General features: G+C 51.0%; 16 protein-coding genes. 11 read left to right on the top strand and 5 right to left on the bottom strand.

All coding sequences use genetic code 11. The annotated features are described in order from the left end of the window. Window positions 1–53 precede the first annotated feature (53 nt). The 8 genes from ACG2E4_RS13625 (at window position 54) to trmB (ending at window position 9,669) form a co-directional block, all read left to right on the top strand. The gene (locus ACG2E4_RS13625; protein ID WP_395276893.1) at window positions 54–1,238 is read left to right on the top strand and encodes an aspartate aminotransferase family protein; all 1,185 of its coding nucleotides are present in this window, start codon (window positions 54–56) and stop codon (window positions 1,236–1,238) included. Window positions 1,239–1,354: 116 nt separating this feature from the next. Further along, window positions 1,355–2,716 carry an NAD-dependent succinate-semialdehyde dehydrogenase gene (locus ACG2E4_RS13620; protein WP_395276892.1) on the top strand — a complete coding sequence of 454 codons (1,362 nt, stop codon included), beginning with the start codon at window positions 1,355–1,357 and terminating at the stop codon, window positions 2,714–2,716. Between the two features lie 89 nt (window positions 2,717–2,805). Next, window positions 2,806–3,636, top strand: a complete 831-nt coding sequence (locus ACG2E4_RS13615) for a hypothetical protein (protein ID WP_395276890.1) — start codon at window positions 2,806–2,808, stop codon at window positions 3,634–3,636. Between the two features lie 122 nt (window positions 3,637–3,758). Continuing rightward, the gene (locus ACG2E4_RS13610; protein ID WP_395276889.1) at window positions 3,759–4,832 is read left to right on the top strand and encodes a PA0069 family radical SAM protein; all 1,074 of its coding nucleotides are present in this window, start codon (window positions 3,759–3,761) and stop codon (window positions 4,830–4,832) included. A 186-nt stretch (window positions 4,833–5,018) separates the two neighbouring features. After that, window positions 5,019–7,259, top strand: coding sequence for an acetylxylan esterase (locus ACG2E4_RS13605; protein WP_395276888.1), 2,241 nt, complete (start codon window positions 5,019–5,021; stop codon window positions 7,257–7,259). A gap of 241 nt (window positions 7,260–7,500) precedes the next feature. Beyond that, entirely contained in the window at window positions 7,501–8,082 is a 582-nt protein-coding gene (locus ACG2E4_RS13600) for a thioredoxin family protein (RefSeq protein WP_395276887.1), read from the top strand. Window positions 8,083–8,091: 9 nt separating this feature from the next. After that, a complete protein-coding gene (pdxH, locus tag ACG2E4_RS13595; protein ID WP_395259189.1) occupies window positions 8,092–8,763 on the top strand; it encodes a pyridoxamine 5'-phosphate oxidase in 672 nt (223 codons plus the stop codon). 228 nt (window positions 8,764–8,991) lie between these two features. Then, on the top strand, window positions 8,992–9,669 hold the full coding sequence (trmB, locus tag ACG2E4_RS13590) for a tRNA (guanosine(46)-N7)-methyltransferase TrmB (protein ID WP_395259188.1): 678 nt from the start codon (window positions 8,992–8,994) through the stop codon (window positions 9,667–9,669). 109 nt (window positions 9,670–9,778) lie between these two features. Here trmB and ACG2E4_RS13585 read toward each other — a convergent pair whose 3' ends face one another. After that, window positions 9,779–11,224, bottom strand: a complete 1,446-nt coding sequence (locus tag ACG2E4_RS13585; protein ID WP_395259187.1) for an OmpA family protein — start codon at window positions 11,222–11,224, stop codon at window positions 9,779–9,781. 390 nt (window positions 11,225–11,614) lie between these two features. Here ACG2E4_RS13585 and ACG2E4_RS13580 point away from each other — a divergent pair, with 390 nt between their 5' ends. Both ACG2E4_RS13580 and ACG2E4_RS13575 read left to right on the top strand, forming a co-directional pair. Continuing rightward, complete coding sequence (locus ACG2E4_RS13580) at window positions 11,615–12,223, top strand: TetR/AcrR family transcriptional regulator (protein WP_395276886.1); 609 nt, start codon at window positions 11,615–11,617, stop codon at window positions 12,221–12,223. Between the two features lie 48 nt (window positions 12,224–12,271). Further along, a complete protein-coding gene (locus tag ACG2E4_RS13575) occupies window positions 12,272–14,737 on the top strand; it encodes an acyl-CoA dehydrogenase (RefSeq protein ID WP_395259185.1) in 2,466 nt (821 codons plus the stop codon). 171 nt (window positions 14,738–14,908) lie between these two features. Here ACG2E4_RS13575 and ACG2E4_RS13570 read toward each other — a convergent pair whose 3' ends face one another. The 4 genes from ACG2E4_RS13570 to ACG2E4_RS13555 form a co-directional block, all read right to left on the bottom strand. Then, the gene (locus ACG2E4_RS13570) at window positions 14,909–15,697 is read right to left on the bottom strand and encodes a TPM domain-containing protein (RefSeq protein WP_395276885.1); all 789 of its coding nucleotides are present in this window, start codon (window positions 15,695–15,697) and stop codon (window positions 14,909–14,911) included. A 189-nt stretch (window positions 15,698–15,886) separates the two neighbouring features. Beyond that, window positions 15,887–16,690: an NIPSNAP family protein gene (locus tag ACG2E4_RS13565; protein ID WP_395276884.1), complete on the bottom strand. Its 804-nt coding sequence runs from the start codon at window positions 16,688–16,690 to the stop codon at window positions 15,887–15,889. A 40-nt stretch (window positions 16,691–16,730) separates the two neighbouring features. Continuing rightward, window positions 16,731–17,180 carry a TPM domain-containing protein gene (locus tag ACG2E4_RS13560; protein WP_395259182.1) on the bottom strand — a complete coding sequence of 150 codons (450 nt, stop codon included), beginning with the start codon at window positions 17,178–17,180 and terminating at the stop codon, window positions 16,731–16,733. 60 nt (window positions 17,181–17,240) lie between these two features. Beyond that, window positions 17,241–17,825, bottom strand: coding sequence for a LemA family protein (locus ACG2E4_RS13555; protein ID WP_395276883.1), 585 nt, complete (start codon window positions 17,823–17,825; stop codon window positions 17,241–17,243). A 156-nt stretch (window positions 17,826–17,981) separates the two neighbouring features. On the opposite strand from ACG2E4_RS13555, the gene ACG2E4_RS13550 reads away from it, so the two are divergent. After that, window positions 17,982–18,680 (top strand): YjjG family noncanonical pyrimidine nucleotidase, encoded by a 699-nt coding sequence (locus tag ACG2E4_RS13550; RefSeq protein ID WP_395259180.1) that lies wholly within the window; start codon window positions 17,982–17,984, stop codon window positions 18,678–18,680. The last annotated feature ends 87 nt before the right edge of the window (window positions 18,681–18,767 follow it).

Below are 18,767 nucleotides of genomic sequence, written 5' to 3'. Positions count from 1 at the left end.
GGTTTTCAATTCCCTCGCGATTTTAAACGAACTGTAAAAAAACACTATTTGATTTGGACGCAGAGCAATCGTTTTACCAGCATATTGCACAGACCAGCGATCACCCGATGGGGCTGGTGGTCGACAAGGCGGAAGGCCCGTTTATCTTTACCCGGGACGGGAAACGGTATGTCGATTTCATTTCCGGCATTGCCGTAAGCAGCCTGGGCCACCGGCACCCCTCCGTGATTGAGGCGGTGCAGCAGCAGCTCAACAAGCACCTGCACGTGATGGTCTACGGGGAATTTATCCAGGAACCCCAGTCGAAATACGCGGAGCTGCTCACCCGGCAGCTACCCCCTCAGCTCGATCGCGTATATTTTGTCAACAGCGGTACCGAAGCGAACGAAGGGGCTTTAAAGCTGTCAAAAAAACATACCGGCCGCCATCATTTTGTCGCTTTCCGGCACGGGTACCACGGCGATACGCACGGGTCGCTGAGTGTGACCGGTCGCGATGTGTACCGCGACCCCTATCTCCCACTTCTGCCGGATGTGGAGTTCCTGGAGTTCAACAGTCCGGAGATGCTGGAATCCATCGACAACAAGACGGCAGCGGTTATCCTGGAGCCGATCCAGGGTGAAGGCGGTATTATTCCAGCCGACCGGGAGTGGCTGCGAGCGGTAAGAGAGCGATGCAGTGAGGTCGGCGCGCTGTTAATTTTTGACGAAATCCAGACGGGGTTCTATCGAACAGGTACATTGTTTGCGTTCCAGCATTACGGGGTTGTCCCCGACATCCTGTGCCTGGCCAAGGCGATGGCCGGGGGCATGCCTATGGGAGCGTTTGTCTCTTCCAGTAAAATTTTTGAGGGCTTCAAGCAGGATCCCCCGCTCAATCACGTCACGACATTTGGCGGTCATCCCGTCAGCTGTGCCGCCGCCTGTGCCACGCTCTCCGAGTTGTTGAAGGGAGATTTTGGTACGAAAGCCCGCCATATTGAACAAAAAATAAAATCCACACTGGATCATCCCGCCATACGGGAAATACGGGGCCGGGGAGCCATGCTGGGGATGGAACTGGAAGAGGCGGAGCGTACCCGCCAGGTGGTGGAAGACTGCTTTGCAGAGGGGATTATCCTAGGGTGGACGCTTCATTCCAACACGCTGGTCCGGCTGGCGCCTCCCTTGATTATGGAAGATGCGTTGCTGGACGACACGCTGCATACAATCATGGATATACTGGACCGCCACTGGTGAGTATCGCCCTGGATTTAGTTGCTGCCACCGGACCTCTTATATTGAAGGCCCCTCCCGGAATTGGGAGAGGCGGATAAGAGTTTCATAAAAAAACGCTAATCAATCTATTTAACGTCATGAAGTCAGTTAATCCAGCCACCGGAGAAATTGTTGAAGAATATGAACAGATGGAGAATACCGAAATCGCGGGCATTATTCACAAGGCGAGCGCGGCCCAAAAGGAGTGGGCGGTTCTTTCATTTGAGGAGCGGGCCGGGCGGTTGAAAAAAGCCGCGGGTATTCTGAATGACCGGAGTTCCGAATATGCCGAGCTGATGGCTCTTGAGATGGGCAAACCGCTGCCGCAGGGCGTTTCTGAGGCGGAAAAATGTGCCTGGGTCTGCGAATATTACGCTGAGAATGCGCGCCAGTTCTTGTCAAAAGAGTCGATTCAGACTGATGCCTCTTCCAGCTATATCACCTTTAATCCACTGGGTACGGTGCTGGCGATTATGCCATGGAATTTTCCGTTCTGGCAGTTGTTCCGGTTTGGTGCTCCAGCGCTGATGGCGGGGAATGCGGTCATTCTCAAACATGCCTCCAACGTCACAGGCTGTGCGCTGGCGATCGAGTCGCTGCTGCACGAGGCCGGTATCCCGGAAGCGCTGTTCCGGACGGTTATCGCTGACAACGATCAAACCCAGCAAATCATCAAAAATGAGGATATCCACGCCGTCACGCTGACGGGCAGCACCCGGGCCGGCAAAGCGGTGGCAAAGCAGGCGGGCAGCGTCCTCAAAAAAACGGTCCTGGAGCTGGGGGGCAGCGATCCCTATATCGTGCTTGAGGATGCGGACCTGGAACGCACGGCGGAAACATGTGTCACTTCACGGCTCCTTAACAGCGGTCAAAGTTGTATCGCGGCCAAACGGTTTATTGTAACGGAACCGGTATACGAAGAATTTACAGAACGGGTACTCGAAAAAATGAAGCAGAAGACGGTAGGCAGTCCATTTGATGCGGGGACCGACGTGGGTCCGCTGGCGCGCCTCGACCTGCGGGACGAGCTCCATCGGCAGGTGACGGAGAGTATAGAAAATGGGGCAGAGGTGCTGATGGGGGGAGCGCTCCCCAAGAGTGAGGGGGCCTACTACCCGGTTACGGTGCTTGCCAATGTGCACCGGGGGATGCCTGCGTATGAAGAGGAACTTTTTGGTCCCGTGGCCTCAGTGATCAGGGTGATGAACGAGGAGGAGGCGATCCAGGTGGCGAACGATACCGATTTTGGACTGGGAGCTGCCATCTTTTCCTCGGATGTGGAAAAGGCGGAATCGATAGCTGCCACCCAGTTGGAGGCCGGCTGCTGTTTTGTCAACGATTTTGTGAAATCTGATCCGCGGCTGCCTTTTGGAGGGATCAAACAATCGGGGTATGGGCGCGAACTCTCGCACGTGGGCATCCGGGAGTTTGTAAATATTAAAACAGTTTATATTGCCTGAGATGATTTTGAAATAATCTTATTTCTCTATTTATTTGCATATTCATTAACTCATCAGTTAAAACAACAAAACAAAAAGAGGTCCTACAGATGCGTATAGCAAATAGATTATCAAAGTTACTTGGGATTGTGGTGCTGGCCGTGGGTATTGCTGCTTGTGGCGACAATAGTACCAATCCGGTGGAAACCCCCGATCCAACGCCACCGGAACTGCCGGAACTGCAGAGCTACCAGCCGGAAACCGAGTATTTCAATAACAACAGCACACAGAATAAATCGGTACAAAATGGGGCTGCTTTCGGCATGGCTTCAGAATTTGTACAGTCAAACGTCCACTCCATGTTCGGGATTACGCAGGTCTACATGCCGTTTTTTGAACAGGCGCGGGAGACCGAACCCACTTTCGATGACGGTGTTTGGGAATGGACCTATTCCTACACCTATCCCCAGGTTCAGCAATCAGCTGAACTTCGGTTGACCGCCGAACCCAACGATGTTACGGGAGAAACTTCATGGGAGCTTTTCGTTTCCGTGGATGTCCCCGATGGTCCCAGCCTGGATAATTACCGCTTTATGTCGGGAACGAGCTCCTCAGATGGCAACGAGGGATCATGGAGCGTTTATACGCTTGGAGAGAACGGCTCTTCGGGAGAAGCGGTCTTTACATTTGAGTGGAGTCGTGAAGATGAGGACAATTTTACTTCCTCCTATACCATCCACAACACCGGTTCTGCTGAATACCAGTCTGTAAATTTCGACTACACCAAGGCAGTGCCCGAGCACACGCTTCACATGCACTCCAGTGACGGCGAATTCGACGTCGAAATTTTCTGGAATACCGAAACCGACATCGGTTATGTGAACTATCTTGGCGATAAAATGTGCTGGGATTCCAACTTCGAGGATACAGCGTGCCAGTAGGTTGACACCCCTGCCGTTTATAATGTTTTGCCAGAACCCGGTGAAAAGCCGGGTTCTTTATTTTTAGGATATTCAGATTGTATCTTACAGGTACACTTAACAGCAGAAACGGCAGAACAAGGATGTCTGAACGGAAGAGCGATCAAAATCCCATAAAAGGACGAGGATCTTCTGATAACCCGGCCAACCGGTTCGAGGAGTTCTATACCGATTACGACCTGGATGAGGAGACGGGTCAAAAACCCTCCCGGGAGACCCGGTTCTACCGGGATGATACCAAGGAAATTATTTCAACGAATGACAGCCCGGACATTCCATTTAATAAAAGCGTCAACCCTTACCGCGGCTGCGAGCATGGATGTATTTACTGCTATGCGCGCCCCACGCACGAGTACCTGGGTTTTTCGGCCGGACTCGATTTTGAGTCACGCATTATGGTCAAATATGAAGCTCCTCGCAAGCTGAGAGAGCGACTTTCATCCCAGACATGGAAACCGGAAGTGCTGGTAATGAGCGGTGTTACCGACCCCTATCAGCCGGCTGAGCGTAAGCTGGAGATTACCCGCGGATGTCTGAACGTGCTGGCTGAATTTTTGAACCCGGTGAGCGTAATTACCAAAAATCACCTGGTGACACGCGATATCGATTATCTTAAAAAGCTCGCGGAACACGATGCAGCCCGCGTTACGCTTTCGGTGACCACCCTGGACCGGGAGCTGGCGCAAAAGATGGAGCCCAGAACATCTACACCGAAAAGGCGCCTGCAGGCGATAAAAACCCTGGCAGAAGCCGGTATCCCGGTGGGAGTAAATGTGGCCCCGATCATCCCGGGACTCACGGATCACGAGTCTGCAAATATACTGGAAGCTGCGGCTGAAGCGGGGGCAACGCATGCCGGGTATACGATTCTCCGGTTGCCGCATGGAGTCAAGGATCTTTTTTGCGATTGGCTTCAGCAGTATTTCCCCGACCGCAGGGAGAAGGTTCTGAACCGGATCCGTGATATGCGCGACGGAAAGCTGAATGACCCACGCTTCGGAGAGCGATTTAGGGGACAAGGCAACTATGCACGGCAGATAGCCGATCTTTTTAAGCTACACGCCAAACGGTTTGGACTGAATGAAGAGAACCGCGGGCTTTCAACTAAAAGTTTTCGGCCGGGCAGAGGGTCCCAGCTGGGCCTGTTCGGGAATTAATAATTAACCGGGTTCATTGAAAATGATGCATTGCACGAGGATTGAGGGAACGGTATGAATTGCAAATTCATACACAATTTTTTTTAACAGCGATCTGAGAAATATTCCAGGAGTATCTTGACCCAAAACATTATCGATTTTATTAAAATTAACATCTTCTCACAGGTTCTAAACACAAAAAATGTTATGCAAAATAAAGCAAGTGACAAGCTCGCAGTTGTTCTAAAAGGCATATGGGGAACACTCGTATTCTGTTTGATTGTAATGGGCAGTGCCAGTGGACAGGATGAGTTGAACGTAATTCGGGGAGAATCTTCCAACAACAACTGGATTCAGTTTACGGATGCACACAATGCCCTGTATCGCCATCTCTCGGAAGAGGCCTATGATCTCCTGGATAAGCGCTCGGCCTACATTTCCGACCTTCAGACGCTGGCCGACTGGCGGGAGAGACAGCAACAGGTTCGGGCTATTCTTGAGGAGATCACAGGCCCCTTTTCCCCGAAAACCCCTTTGAACGCCAGGGTAACTCGGATACTTGAAAAAGACGATTATCGCGTAGAGCATATTGTCTATGAATCGCAACCGGAATTTTATGTAACCTCTTCTCTTTTTATTCCCCGTAAACTGACGGGAAAGGCTCCGGCTGTACTATACCTCAGCGGGCATACCGAGGAGGGCTATCGCAGTGAAACGTATCAGCACAAGATGTTGAATCTGGTAAAGAAGGGATTTATTGTGCTGGCCATTGATCCGGTGGGACAGGGGGAGCGGAAACAGTATTACGACGTCTCTGCCGGCGGTTCTGTGGTGGGGAGTGCAACCAGGGAACATTCGTACGTGGGAACCCAGGCCTTTATTTCCGGCAGCTCGCTGGCCCGGTATATGATCTGGGACGGAATCCGGGCGGTGGACTACCTGCTTTCCCGGGAAGAGGTGGATCCCGGTCGGATTGGGATAACGGGGCGCTCCGGTGGTGGTACGCAAACGGCCTACATTGCGGCGTTCGACGAGCGCATACATGCGGCGGCACCGGAGGCGTATATTACCAGTTTCAGGCGCCTGCTGCAGTCCATCGGTCCCCAGGATGCCGAGCAGAATTTTTATCACGGAATTTCCGCAGGTCTCGACCACGCGGATCTGCTGGAGGTTCGCGCCCCCCGGCCCACCCTGATGATTACGACAACCGAGGACTTTTTCAGTATCCAGGGGGCGCGTGAAACAGCTCGTGAAGTATCAAAAGTGTATGATGCCTACGAGACGCCGGGCCATTTTAACATGGTGGAAGATGGGGGCGGACACACCTCAACCCGGGCCAACCGGGAGGCGATGTACGCGTTTTTCCAGGAACACCTGGACAATCCGGGGGATCCGACCGATCAGGCGGTCGAGATATTGGGTGAAGAGGAGATGCGGGTTACGGAAACCGGCCAGGTCATCACTTCGCTGGGTGGAGAAACCGTGTTCAGCCTGAACCGGCGGGAAGCCCGCCAGAAAATACAGGAGTTGCGCGCCTCCCGAAAAAATATTGAGACTCATCTCCCCATGGTGTTGGAATCTGCCAGGGAGCTTTCCGGCTATCAAGTACCGGGAAAGATCGCCGAGCCGGTTTTTACCGGTCGCATTTCCCGGGATGGCTACGAAATCGAAAAATATTTTACCCGGGGAGAGGGGGGATACCCGGTTCCTTACCTGCTCATGAAACCTGACAACTCCAATGGAAAGGTGGTGCTCTATCTGCATCCCGATGGCAAAGCCGGCGGGACGACCCCGATGGAAGAAATGGAGTGGTTCGTACAGCGGGGATTTACGGTACTGGCACCTGACCTGGTTGGAACGGGGGAGACCGGGCCGGGGGATCTGGCCAATTATGTAACCCGGGTAAAGGATTTTGATCCTGTCTCTTATGACGTGTGGACCAATTCAGTGCTTATCGGCCGGAGTATTACGGGAATACGGGCGGGCGACGTTGTACGGCTGGTTCGTCTGCTCGAACAGCAGGTCAACCCCCGGGAGGTATATGGCGTTGCGCGGGACGATATGGCCCCGGTTTTGCTGCATGCCGCCGCTTTTGAACCTGCACTGAATCGGGTAGCGCTGATCGAGCCGTATCACTCATACTGGTCGCTGGTGAGGCAGAAGTTCTATGATCCCACGTACCACATCAGTGCGGTGCCCGGTGCGCTTGAGACCTATGACCTGCCCGATCTTGCAGCTGCGCTGGCACCACGGAAGCTCTTGATAGCGGGAATAACAGATGGAGCGGGTGAGATGTTGAAGAATGTGTCTGCCGATGAAGATCTCTCCTTCGTAAAAAATGTGTATAAGCAGAAAAGGGCAGACGAGCACCTGACGATATTCCCGGATACAGGTGACGAGCTGGAACAGCTTTTTGTGGAGTGGACAAAAGAGACGTCGGCAGAGTGATCAGCCTGAATCAACATGAAACATCCGCTTTATTTTTCCGTTATGTAAATGCATAGATAACCCGGCCCGGTATCGAGGGTGGTAGTCTCATATCTTCCTGAGCCTAATTACTTCACTAATAAATCTAAGATATCGGGCTTTTCTTTTACCCTTCCTATCTTTATGCTTTAGTGGAACTGCAGGCTGTAAAAGTTTGTACGGTTTATCCCATAACAAATCCAAATAAAAAATCGATATACATATGTCAGAAACAGCATCCACCATGTTAACGCTGGGAACCAAGGCCCCTGATTTTTCTCTTCCTGATGTTTCAACCGGTGATACCGTTTCCCTGGCAGATTTTGACGACAGCCGGGCACTGCTGGTTATTTTTATGTGCAATCACTGCCCGTATGTAAAAAATATCAAGGAAGCCCTGGTCGAGTTTGCCAATGACTATGACGAGGAAGATCTCGGAATTGTAGCAATCAGCTCGAACGAAGTGGAGAACTACCCCGATGACAGTCCTGAAAAGATGGCGGAAGACGCCGAACGGTTTGGATATCCCTTTCCTTATCTTTTTGATGAGACGCAAGAGGTAGCCCACGCCTACAAGGCGGCCTGTACGCCGGATTTTTTCCTGTTTGATGAGGAACGCGAGCTGGTATATCGCGGACAGTTTGATGACAGCCGCCCGGGCAACGACAAGCCGGTAACAGGTAAAGATCTGCGAGAAGCGGTTGACATGGTATTGGAAGATGGATCCATCGTGGAGGAACAGGTCCCCAGTATGGGTTGTAATATCAAGTGGAAAAAGGGGAATGAACCGGCATATTTCGGATAGGAAACAGCTATGAAAGACCATAGAACCGATACGGAGAAGGTAAAGGGGCTTCGCCGGGAGTATGAACGAGATGGCATCTCTGAGGAGACGGTCCGCGAGGATCCGATCGACCAGTTTACGATCTGGTTTGAAGAGGCCCTGAATTCCGACATGGCCGATGCCAACGCCATGACCCTGGCCACGGCATCGGCCGACGGGAAACCCTCCTCACGAATCGTACTCCTTAAGGGATTTGATGAGGAGGGCTTCCACTTTTACACCAATTACAACAGCCGAAAAGGAAGGGAACTGGCTGAAAATCCGTATGCCGCGCTTTGTTTTTACTGGCCGGCCCTTGAACGACAGGTACGCATCGAGGGTCGTGTGAGAAAATTACCTCGCGAACAATCAGCCGGCTACTTCCAGTCGCGGCCGCGCGACAGCCAAATCGGGGCGTGGGCGTCGGAGCAGAGCTCGGAGATTAAAAACAGGGATGAGCTCAAAGCCAAATTTGACGAGCTGAATCAGCGTTTTGAGGGACAGGAGGTTCCGTGTCCCCCGTTTTGGGGCGGATATAATCTGCGGCCCCGAACCATCGAATTTTGGCAGGGGCGGGCCGGCCGGCTTCACGACCGGATTGTCTACAGCAGACCGGTGAGTTCCGAACAGGGGAAATGGCGTATTAAGCGATTAAATCCCTGACGTTAAAAATGTGCTCAGCTGGCGAACATGTCGGTTGTACCACGCTTCGCATTTCTATACAGGAACTACTTTCGCGGAATGTTGTGAAGCACAAAGATCCAGTCAAATTTGTCGGGCTGCTACCTTGCTTCACAGAGCCGTCCCTCCTGCCATATTTCGCAAAAGCAGACGCACACACAGGGCGCCGCGCTAAGAACAGACCTGAAAACCTAATATTTTTATTGTTGTATGGGTAAAAACAAGCTGGAACGATTTGCTGAAATTGCTGAATTTGAACATGTCATGGAGCTGACCGACTTCCAGGAAGCAGACAAGAAAAAACCCAAGGGACGGTGGAGTGAGGATATCTTTGAAAATGATCATCCCATCACCCTGGAGCTGGCTTGCGGCAAAGGGGAGTACACGCTGGAACTGGCACGGAGAAATCCCGGCAAAAATTATATCGGGATAGATATAAAGGGCGCACGCATCTGGAAAGGGGCCAAACGGGCACTGGAACGGGAGCTTTCGAATGTTCGCTTTCTGAGGATCTACATCGATCACCTGGATGAATATTTTGCGCCTGGCGAAGTGGAGGAGATATGGATCACTTTTCCCGATCCCTATCCGAAATGGAGCGACCGAAACAAGCGGTTGACGGCACCAAAATTTTTGGCGATTTATCAGAAAGTGTTGAAGGAGGATGGCCTTATTCATTTCAAAACCGACAGCGATGCGCTTTGGGACTTTTCAAAGAACGTAATTCGGCAGGAGTGTCGCCTCGTGGACCTGGTTGAGGATGTATACCAGGAGCGGGCGGATGATCCCCTGTTGACCACCCAAACCTATTATGAAAAGAAACACCTGGAAAACGGTAAAACGATCAAATATATGAAATTCAGGCTCCCCCGGTCTCCCATCCGGTAGTAACGTGTCGGGTTGTATTCAACATCTTTTGGGATGCCAAAGGCCGTGTGGAGCTCACCCGGGGCTGTGTCTCAAAACTACAGGCACCGGACCCAAAGTTGCTGCATTTTTACTTGCGGTAGAGTTCCAGCTCCACGCGGCGGTTCTGTCTTCGCCCCTCTTCGGTTTCGTTGGAGGCGACAGGCCTGGTCTCCCCATAACCAAAAGCGAAAATCCGGCTTGATTCCACTCCCTGTGAAACCAGGTAGTCTTTCACGGCATTTGCGCGGTCTACCGAAAGCTTCAGGTTCTGGTTGTCATCTCCCACATTGTCGGTATGGCCCCGTATGATCAGGCGCAGAGCGGAGTCTTCCAGCATCATTTCAGCCAGGCGGATCAGATCGTCATACGAAGATTGGGCCAGCGTTGAGCTGTTGGAATCAAACTGGAGGTTGTTGGCGATAGTCTGCAGCTCCGTTTCCCACTGGTCGCTGTCCTCGGCGGGTTTTTCCTCCTCCACAGGGCACCCGTTGTTGGACTCGGGTCCCGGTGTGTTGGGGCACTGATCCTTCTCGTCTGTAATGCCATCCCCGTCGGTGTCGGCGGGGCACCCCTCATTGGCCGGATCGCCCGGTTGTTGCGGGCATGCATCCTCCTTGTCGATGACCCCGTCGTCGTCACTATCCGGGCAGCCGTTATTTTGCGGACGACCCCATTCCTTCGGGCAGGCATCCTGTATGTCGGAAATTCCGTCTTTGTCGGCATCCGGGCAGCCGTTCAGGTTTCTGCTGCCGGGAATCGTGGGACAGTCATCGTTGCGGTCGCTGACCCCGTCCTCATCCTGGTCGGGACAACCAAAAAAGGAGTTGCCGTACACATTGGGACAGGCATCGCGTTCGTTGGGAACCCCGTCGCGGTCTCTGTCGGTAGACCGGCTGGCGGCAAATTTTAACCCAGCTGAAAATACCACGAAGTCATCGTGGTTTCGGCCATCCGTATCAAACTGGCTTCCGATCTTGTCAATACCGTCAGAATAGGTTCTGTTGTAGGTGGCGTTTAAGGTCACGTGTATATTGTCGGTAACCCGTATATCCATCCCCCCCTGAAGGGGTATGCTGAAGGCGGCAAAATTTTGAATTTCCTGTGTTAATCCCGGGAAATATTTTTCCCCGTTAAAGAACGGGGTTATCCCCAGTCCAGTGGCAACAAACGGCTGAACCGGGCTAAATGAATCCAGCGGCTTGAATTTAACAAGAGCATTCAGGTTTATAAATTCATTTGAAAATCCCTGATCGAGGTAGGGGCCGCTTTCGGGTGAATAATCCAGTTTTCCATAAATCGCGGATGCTTCAATATCCCAGTTAGGACTCAGGTATCGGCTCACACCAATTCCCCCCGCCCAGTCGTCGCCGAGATTAAACGCACCCATTTCATTTCCTATATCCCCATGGTACTCATGGTGGCCAAAATAGGTGGTAATCCAGGTTTTTTTGTCCTGGTTCTGAGCCTGTAGCGATGCCGTATGTATGAACAGAATTCCCAGGGATATAACCAAAAATGCCTGTAAATTATTCATATTAACCTGATTTTTATCTATTTACCGATAAATACTCTCATGATGGGTTATAGATTACCATTTTCAACGGTTTGGCACAAATTTATGGGGATTAGAATTTTTCAATCAACGGGCTAGCTGTTCAGAAATATGTTGCTTTTTGCACCCGGTGATGTGTTCTGCTCCAAGCGAGCAGTATCCCACTTGTCCTTTTAAAGTAATAATGGGGTTATCGGTAAAAAAATAAGCTTGTTCTAAAGAAAAGGTTCAATATTCCTGAATTCCTCTTTTCTTTTAGAGAGAGATTGACAGGGCAGAAAATGCCCGATCTTCGAATTCAAGCTGGCTTGCTATTGCTTTTCATCATTTATTTGCTTAATAAGTAGTGAGTTAACAGTGTTAAGTATAATAATGGCTGAAGAAACCAAGATATCATTACGACAAAAGATTGTTGATACCAGCCGAAGCCTGTTGCTGGAGGATGGGTATCGGAATTTTTCCCTGCGAAGGGTCGCCCGGGAGATCGGGGTTAGCGCCACGAGCATATACCTCCATTTCGAAGGCAAGGATCACCTGGTTCACACGCTCATTGATGAATCGATACAAAAGCTGAATGCAGAGCTGGCCAAAGCTGCTTCCGGAAAGGAAGATCCCATTGAACGCCTGGGTGCGCTGGCGTGGGCGTACGTCGATTTTGCCCTGAGCCACTCGCGTGAGTACCAGATTATTTATGTTGTAAGTTCCGACGAGATGACCCGCTATCCCAAGGAAAAGTTCAGGAAGGCGCGGAAGGGATACGAGATCCTGACAAAAACGATAGAAGAAGGGGTAGAAAAGGGTGTTATGGTGGAGCCCGACCCGCGTACCGCCTCTTACACCTTCTGGGCTCAGCTTCACGGGGTCATGTCGGTGGTGCTGACAAAAAGGCTGGATACCCGAATTGACCGGACGAAATTTATTGAGCAGGCGATTCAACATATTATCGAGGGTTTTCACGTGCGAACGGTGGTACAAAAGTAACGGGTTATAGTAATGGCCTGTTACTGAATCTATTACGAGGATGATATTATGGAACAGTTTTTTGGCGTTTTTTCACATTTTCCGATTTGGGCACTAATAGTCAGCTTAATAGTGGCCATCCTATACGCCTATATAGGGGCTCCCCTCTGGATCTGGGCTATTTCCGGTCTGGTGGCACTCTACGGTGCCGGAGCTCCTGTATGGCTACTGAGTGTTTATGTAGTTCTCTGCCTGATTTTTAACATCAGGCCGCTGCGCCGGGCACTGGTAACTTCACCGATTATGAAGTTGCTGGATGCAATGAACTTTTTACCGACGATTTCAGAAACCGAGCGGACAGCTATTGAAGCCGGTAATGTATGGATTGACGGGGAGCTGTTTTCCGGCAAGCCCGACTTGTCCAAACTGGCCAACGAGGATTACCCTGAATTAAGCGAAGAGGAGCAGGCGTTTCTCGAGGGACCGGTGGAAGAGCTGTGCGGGATGGTGGACGACTGGGACGTGTCAGTGCGCAAGGGCTTTACGGATGAGGTATGGACATTTATGAAAGAGCATCGTTTCTTTGGACTCATTATCCCGAAAGAATATGGGGGACATGAATTTTCTGCGACCGCCCACAGCGCAATTATATCAAAGCTGGCCTCAAGGTGTGGCCCACTCTCCATCACCGTGATGGTCCCCAATTCGCTGGGACCCGCAGAGCTGTTGATGCACTATGGGACCAGCGAGCAAAAGGAACACTACCTGCCCCGGCTTGCAACCGGGGATGAGATCCCCTGCTTCGCATTGACGGAGCCTACTGCAGGTTCTGATGCCGGCGCGATGACCTCCGGTGGCGAAGTATTCAGGGATGAGGACGGTGAACTTAAAATACGCCTCAATTTCCGGAAACGGTATATTACCCTGGCGGCCATATCGACGGTTATCGGGTTGGCGTTCAAGCTCAGGGATCCTGAAAACCTGCTGGGCAAGGGAGAGGACCTGGGCATCACCTGTGCACTGATTCCCAGCGATACGGAGGGCGTGAGGCTGGGGCGGCGTCACGATCCGATGGGAGTGCCGTTTTATAATTGTCCCGTTGACGGGGAGGATGTTGAAATTCCCGTCGACTATATTATCGGCGGCCGGGAACAGGCCGGGAACGGCTGGCGCATGCTGATGGAATCGCTCGGTGTGGGCCGCGGTATTTCATTGCCGGCGCAGAGTGCGGGAGGCGCCAAGGTGGCCACCCGGGCTATCGGAGCTTATGCGGCCATACGTCACCAGTTCGGTATCAATATCGGCAAATTTGAAGGAATTGAGGAGCCGATGGCCCGTATTGGCGGGTTCAACTACCTGTTGGAGGGAGCCCGTCGTTATACCTGTGGAGGACTGGATATCGGTGAAAAACCCTCGGTAATTACGGCAATAGCGAAATATAACTTCACCGAACTGGGGCGCCAGGTCGTCAATGATGCAATGGACATCCAGGGGGGCGCCGGAATTTCACGGGGTCCACGGAATATTTTTTCCTCCACCTATACCGCGACACCAATCGCGATTACGGTAGAAGGGGCCAATATTTTGACGCGCAGCCTGATGATTTTTGGCCAGGGTGCCATACGCTGCCACCCGTTTGCATATGATGAGATCGATGCCCTGACCCGCAAAGATGCACAGGCTTTTGACAATGTTTTCTGGAAGCATATCGGGCATGTAGTGCGTAATGGGGCTCGTTCGGTTGTGCTGAGTTTGACGCGGGGCGCCTTTGTTTCTTCCCCGGTTGATGGTCCGGCGGCAACGTATTACAAGCGGCTGGCGTGGAGTTCGGCCTCGTTTGCTTTTCTTGCCGATATCGCACTTGGTTCTTACGGAGGCCGGCTCAAAATTAAAGAGAAGATAAGCGGTCGGTTTGCCGATATATTGAGCTGGATGTACCTGGCAACGGCAACATTGCGAAGGTTTGAAGCCGAAGGCAGGCGCGAAGAGGATCGTATCTTTTTTGAGTGGTCGATGGATTACGCCTTTATGCGTATCCAGGAAGCGTTTGATGAAATATATCGCGAGATCAGGGTACCGGGACTGAGCTGGCTTTTCAGAGGACCTGTTGCTCTTTGGTCCCGCATGAATCGCATCGGCACAAAACCGTCCGACAATCTCGGGCACAAGCTTGCCCAGGCGATGCAGAAGCCAGGTGAACAGCGCGACCGCTTGACTGCGGGAATGTATATCCCACAGGATGAGTCGGAAACCCTTGCCCGATACGACCAGGCACTGAATTTAATTACGCAAGCGGAACCGGTTTACAAAAAACTCCACCAGGCTGCCAAAAAGAAAGAGATCCCGAAGACGCAGGCCCGTTTTGTGATAGATGAAGCCCTGGAGAAGGGAATCATCGACAAAGAGGAGGCTGATCTGGTCCGCCGGGCTGAAGAAGCGCGGGTAGATGTGGTACAAGTAGACGAATTTACGCTGGATGAGTATAAAACCCAGACCCCTTCAACTCCAGCCCGGAAAGATACATTGGGCGTGTAAGCCTGCTTTCGACGAGTTAATAATGGGCTATCGTCTTTTACCAGGCCTCTTTTTCCTCTACTCGAGCTGGATCTGTATTAAACAGGATTGCGCTACTATCAGAAAAATCCCTGATTGTGTGGGCCCGCTATTTGCACTGAATAGGTCTCAAATTTCAACCAGCGGCAAGTATTACCAGCCTCCGCTGGCGCCTCCGCCACCAGAGCCAAACCCACCTCCGCCGCTGAATCCGCCAAATCCGCCTCCTCCGCCAAAGCTTCCGCCTCCACCGGAGCCGAAACCGCCTCCCATCCAGATGATACCACCGGAACTGAGGGAGTGACGCCGTCTTCTGCGGCCTTTGTCTCCGCCGCCGCCCCTGCGTGACGTTACGTACAGTACAAATGCAAGGAAAAGCAGGAAAACAACGAGATCACTGTTGAGGATACCGCCATCCGGGGAGGAGCTGCTCAGTTCCCCTTCATATTCACCAGAAGCCAGCCCGATCATGGCCGAAGTGGCGCGGTCGAGCCCCCCGTAGTAGTCACCATTGCGAAAGTTTGGAGTGAGAATTTCTCGAATAATACGGCCGGCCATAACATCGGGAATCGCTCCTTCAAGACCATAACCGACCTCAATGCGCATCCTGCGATCGTTGGGTGCAATGACAATCAGCACTCCATTGTAACGATCTTCATGCCACATTTGCCATTCATTAAAGAGCTGGGTTGAGACCTCTTCAACAGAGATCCCCTGCAGGTCGGGGAGTGTTGCTATGGCGATAACGTTGGTGGTGGTATCGCGGTAGGTTTGCAGCTTGGTTTCCAGTCGTTGTACTTCAGCTTGAGAGAGCATGCCGGCAAAGTCGTTGACATGTCCCTGCGGTTCAGAGGGAAAAGGAAAGTCCTGACCGAATAGCGGACCGGCCGTCAGGCAGAACAGCAGGATTGACAAACCGATTGTTCTTGATTGCGTCATCATAAACTGAAGATTATAACGTGCAAAAAGTTAATTTCAGAGAACTTCATAGGGCTGTTGGCTTACCGAATATCGGCATTTTTGAAAATCGAAATTCATATTTACGAGTAAAAATCGGCCGTTACCATTCGTTCAGGCCTGAATCCCGGACAACATACTGCGTCCTGAAAAAGTCCTCTGCCAGTACAGGGATTAAAGGTCAGAATACTCGGTTGCCCTTAAAAGATAGATGTCTGCATGTGATACATTATTCTGGTATTTCTCCAGCGAAGACATGCGATCCCAGACGGGAGAATTCCTGAAGGATTCCCAATGGGCATCTCTGGAATGCATGTTATTAAAAGAGGTCATATACATCAGGTTGGGCATATTGCTGCCGGCCAGCACATTTCCGTAAAAAATGGCATTAAAATCGAGATCCTCAAACAGCTGTATTTCGCCACCTTCATTAAACATTTCAACTTTGTTGATGTTCAGAGCTTCGGTGGCACTTTCGTAACTGCGCAACTCGTAGACCCGCTCCGATTTTGGGGTGTTCAGCTCCGGTTTTGCTATGGTTGGAGCATGGGAAAAAGCACGCAACAAAACGGTCTCAATTTCTGTAAAGGGCGGGGAGTCATGAGCAGCCTGGATATAGGATGCTCCCGCCTGCTTGTATTGGTCATCGTTTGCAAGCCTGTTGTCAAGAGATTCAAACTGAGAGAATGAATCGAATGCTGTCAGTACATAAATGCGTTTGTCGGAAAGGGTATCTTGTCCAATCGGCTTAAATACGCCCACCGGCTGGTGCCCCATTCGATGCAGTGCGGGGATATACGCGTTGGACAGATAGTCATCTATCTGCTGCTCCTGTTCCGAATCTTCCAGGTGGTATACTTTTAGTTGGTAAAGATGCCGGTCGGCATTACTATTTTGCGCATTTAAAGAAAATGAACAAGCAGTGAAAATGAGACAAAGTGTTAAAGCAAATTTCGATGTGGTGATGCTGTGTATCATACTGGAGTAAATCCCTGGTTTTGTGTTAGTTGTTTTTATTTTATTCATCTGGGTTTTCGTGATAGCTGATCTCGTCTGAAAGCTCGTTGAGATCTCCCTTCGTACCGGGGTAGAGATCAGCAAGCTTGGTCCCTACTTTGGTTACAGCCTCAGCGATGCCGTGTTCAAAGTCATCATTTTTAAAATATTCCACCAACAGCTTGAGGACTCCTTCCCAAAAACCCTCTTCCACCTGCTTGTGGATGCCCCGCCCGGCATATACTGCCACCTTGTGGTCTTCGGCAGCGATATAGATGAGCACCCCGTTTTGACGCTGTGTTTCATCCATTCCGAGTTCATGGAAAACCCCGGCCGCCCGCTCCAGCGGATCACCGTCACAGTTGGGTTCAATATGAACCCGAATTTCCCCGGAGGTCCGATTCTCGGCTTCCGCTATAGCCTCAATAATATGCTGTTCCTGTTCGTCAGAAAGATACAGATCAGAAGACATGAGTTGTGGTTTGAGGTGTAAAATTCATATGGCGGTTGAGATGACCAAACAGATGCAATTTTAAAAATTAACTTCCGGTGCCTGCTCGGCTCCCTCGTCGGCTTCAAAATATGCTTTGTTGTCAAATCCCAAAAGTCCGGCAAAAATATTGCCCGGGAAGCGCCGGATGGCCGTGTTGTAGCTGCTTACGGCGTCATTGTAGCGTTTGCGTTCGGTGGCTATCCGGTTTTCTGTACCTTCCAGCTGAACCTGCAGGTCCCGAAAATTTTGATTGGCCTTAAGTTCGGGATACTTTTCGACAGTTACCAGCAGCCGGGAAAGGGCTCCCGAGAGTTGTGCCTGGGCCTGCTGGAACTGCTGCACTTTTTGGGGGTCGTTGAGATCTTCTGCACTTACCTGTACGGAAGTGGCCTTGCTTCGGGCCTCAATTACCTGGGTAAGGGTTTCCTGTTCAAAGTCTGCCGCGCCTTTCACGGTGTTCACCAGGTTGGGGATAAGATCCGATCGCCGCTGGTACTGGTTTTCAACCTGGGCCCAGGCCTGGTCAACCGATTCTTCCTGGGCTACCAGGCTGTTGTTGATATTGATTCCATACAATACCAGGGCGGCGAGAGCGCCAATACCGATCCACGTTTTAATATTCATGATACTCTCAAAATTTTTAACAGTTGGAATTTCGAGCACAATATACGAAATGAACAGCAGATTGATGCAAGGATCACCCGGAATTTATTTTTTATGATAATGCATTAGTTACGTATTTTAGCCAACTGGAAATGAGAATCTAATACGTACGCTATTTTGGATCCGAAATTCATCTACTTTGACCTGGACGATACCCTGTTAGATCACCGGGGAGCAGAAAAAGCGGCATTGAACGATCTATATCACCAGTTCGATTTTTTTAGCATTACCACGCCCGATACACTCATCGAAACCTACCATCGCATCAACACCGCCCTGTGGCGGGAATATGGCAAGGGCGAGATAGAACGAAAGACATTACAGCGGCTGCGTTTTGAAAAAACGCTGCGGAGTCTCAGGCTCGATGAGTCTGCCTGTGAGGAAGTTGGTGATTACTATATGAAAGCCTATCGAAACCACTGGAGTTGGACAGGAGGGGCGGAAGCGGTGTTTAAGCATATTAGCACGCAGTTTGACGTGGGTATCCTGACCAACGGTTTTGCGGAAACTCAAAAAAAGAAAATCGAACAGTTTGGACTGGCGGATACGGCCCGACACCTGGTGATTTCGGAGGAAACCGGTTACCTGAAACCGCAGCCTGAAATATTTGAACACGCTACATCGCTGACCAGGCACAAGCCGGAAGAAATTTTGTACATTGGCGACTCCTATACCTCTGATGTAATCGGAGGCACGGCGTTTGGATGGAATGTGGCCTGGTACACTGAAAAAGAGGATACCAAAAATGAGCGGCACCGCGATGCCCATTTTGTATTCGATGATTTTGAGGAATTGAAAAAGCTGCTGAACTTGTAGCCCTGGTTTCATTCGCCAGGTTAATATACCCGATGGCACCGTTCATGAACCGACAAATAACTTCGAATTTCCAATTTTCTAATACAC

Origin of the sequence: Halalkalibaculum sp. DA384, assembly GCF_043951955.1 — a bacterium.
Classification (GTDB): domain Bacteria; phylum Bacteroidota; class Rhodothermia; order Balneolales; family Balneolaceae; genus JAMQKA01.
This window is presented reverse-complemented; position numbering and strand designations above follow the sequence as displayed.

What these genes read in the sequence shown, in the direction of transcription:
- ACG2E4_RS13570 (WP_395276885.1), bottom strand. Translation starts at nt 15,697, where the DNA reads ATGATGACGCAATCAAGAACAATCGGTTTGTCAATCCTGCTGTTCTGC.
- pdxH (WP_395259189.1), top strand. Translation starts at nt 8,092, where the DNA reads ATGAAAGACCATAGAACCGATACGGAGAAGGTAAAGGGGCTTCGCCGG.
- ACG2E4_RS13580 (WP_395276886.1), top strand. Translation starts at nt 11,615, where the DNA reads ATGGCTGAAGAAACCAAGATATCATTACGACAAAAGATTGTTGATACC.
- ACG2E4_RS13620 (WP_395276892.1), top strand. Translation starts at nt 1,355, where the DNA reads ATGAAGTCAGTTAATCCAGCCACCGGAGAAATTGTTGAAGAATATGAA.
- ACG2E4_RS13555 (WP_395276883.1), bottom strand. Translation starts at nt 17,825, where the DNA reads ATGAATATTAAAACGTGGATCGGTATTGGCGCTCTCGCCGCCCTGGTA.
- ACG2E4_RS13600 (WP_395276887.1), top strand. Translation starts at nt 7,501, where the DNA reads ATGTCAGAAACAGCATCCACCATGTTAACGCTGGGAACCAAGGCCCCT.
- ACG2E4_RS13610 (WP_395276889.1), top strand. Translation starts at nt 3,759, where the DNA reads ATGTCTGAACGGAAGAGCGATCAAAATCCCATAAAAGGACGAGGATCT.
- ACG2E4_RS13585 (WP_395259187.1), bottom strand. Translation starts at nt 11,224, where the DNA reads ATGAATAATTTACAGGCATTTTTGGTTATATCCCTGGGAATTCTGTTC.
- ACG2E4_RS13565 (WP_395276884.1), bottom strand. Translation starts at nt 16,690, where the DNA reads ATGATACACAGCATCACCACATCGAAATTTGCTTTAACACTTTGTCTC.
- trmB (WP_395259188.1), top strand. Translation starts at nt 8,992, where the DNA reads ATGGGTAAAAACAAGCTGGAACGATTTGCTGAAATTGCTGAATTTGAA.
- ACG2E4_RS13575 (WP_395259185.1), top strand. Translation starts at nt 12,272, where the DNA reads ATGGAACAGTTTTTTGGCGTTTTTTCACATTTTCCGATTTGGGCACTA.
- ACG2E4_RS13605 (WP_395276888.1), top strand. Translation starts at nt 5,019, where the DNA reads ATGCAAAATAAAGCAAGTGACAAGCTCGCAGTTGTTCTAAAAGGCATA.
- ACG2E4_RS13615 (WP_395276890.1), top strand. Translation starts at nt 2,806, where the DNA reads ATGCGTATAGCAAATAGATTATCAAAGTTACTTGGGATTGTGGTGCTG.
- ACG2E4_RS13560 (WP_395259182.1), bottom strand. Translation starts at nt 17,180, where the DNA reads ATGTCTTCTGATCTGTATCTTTCTGACGAACAGGAACAGCATATTATT.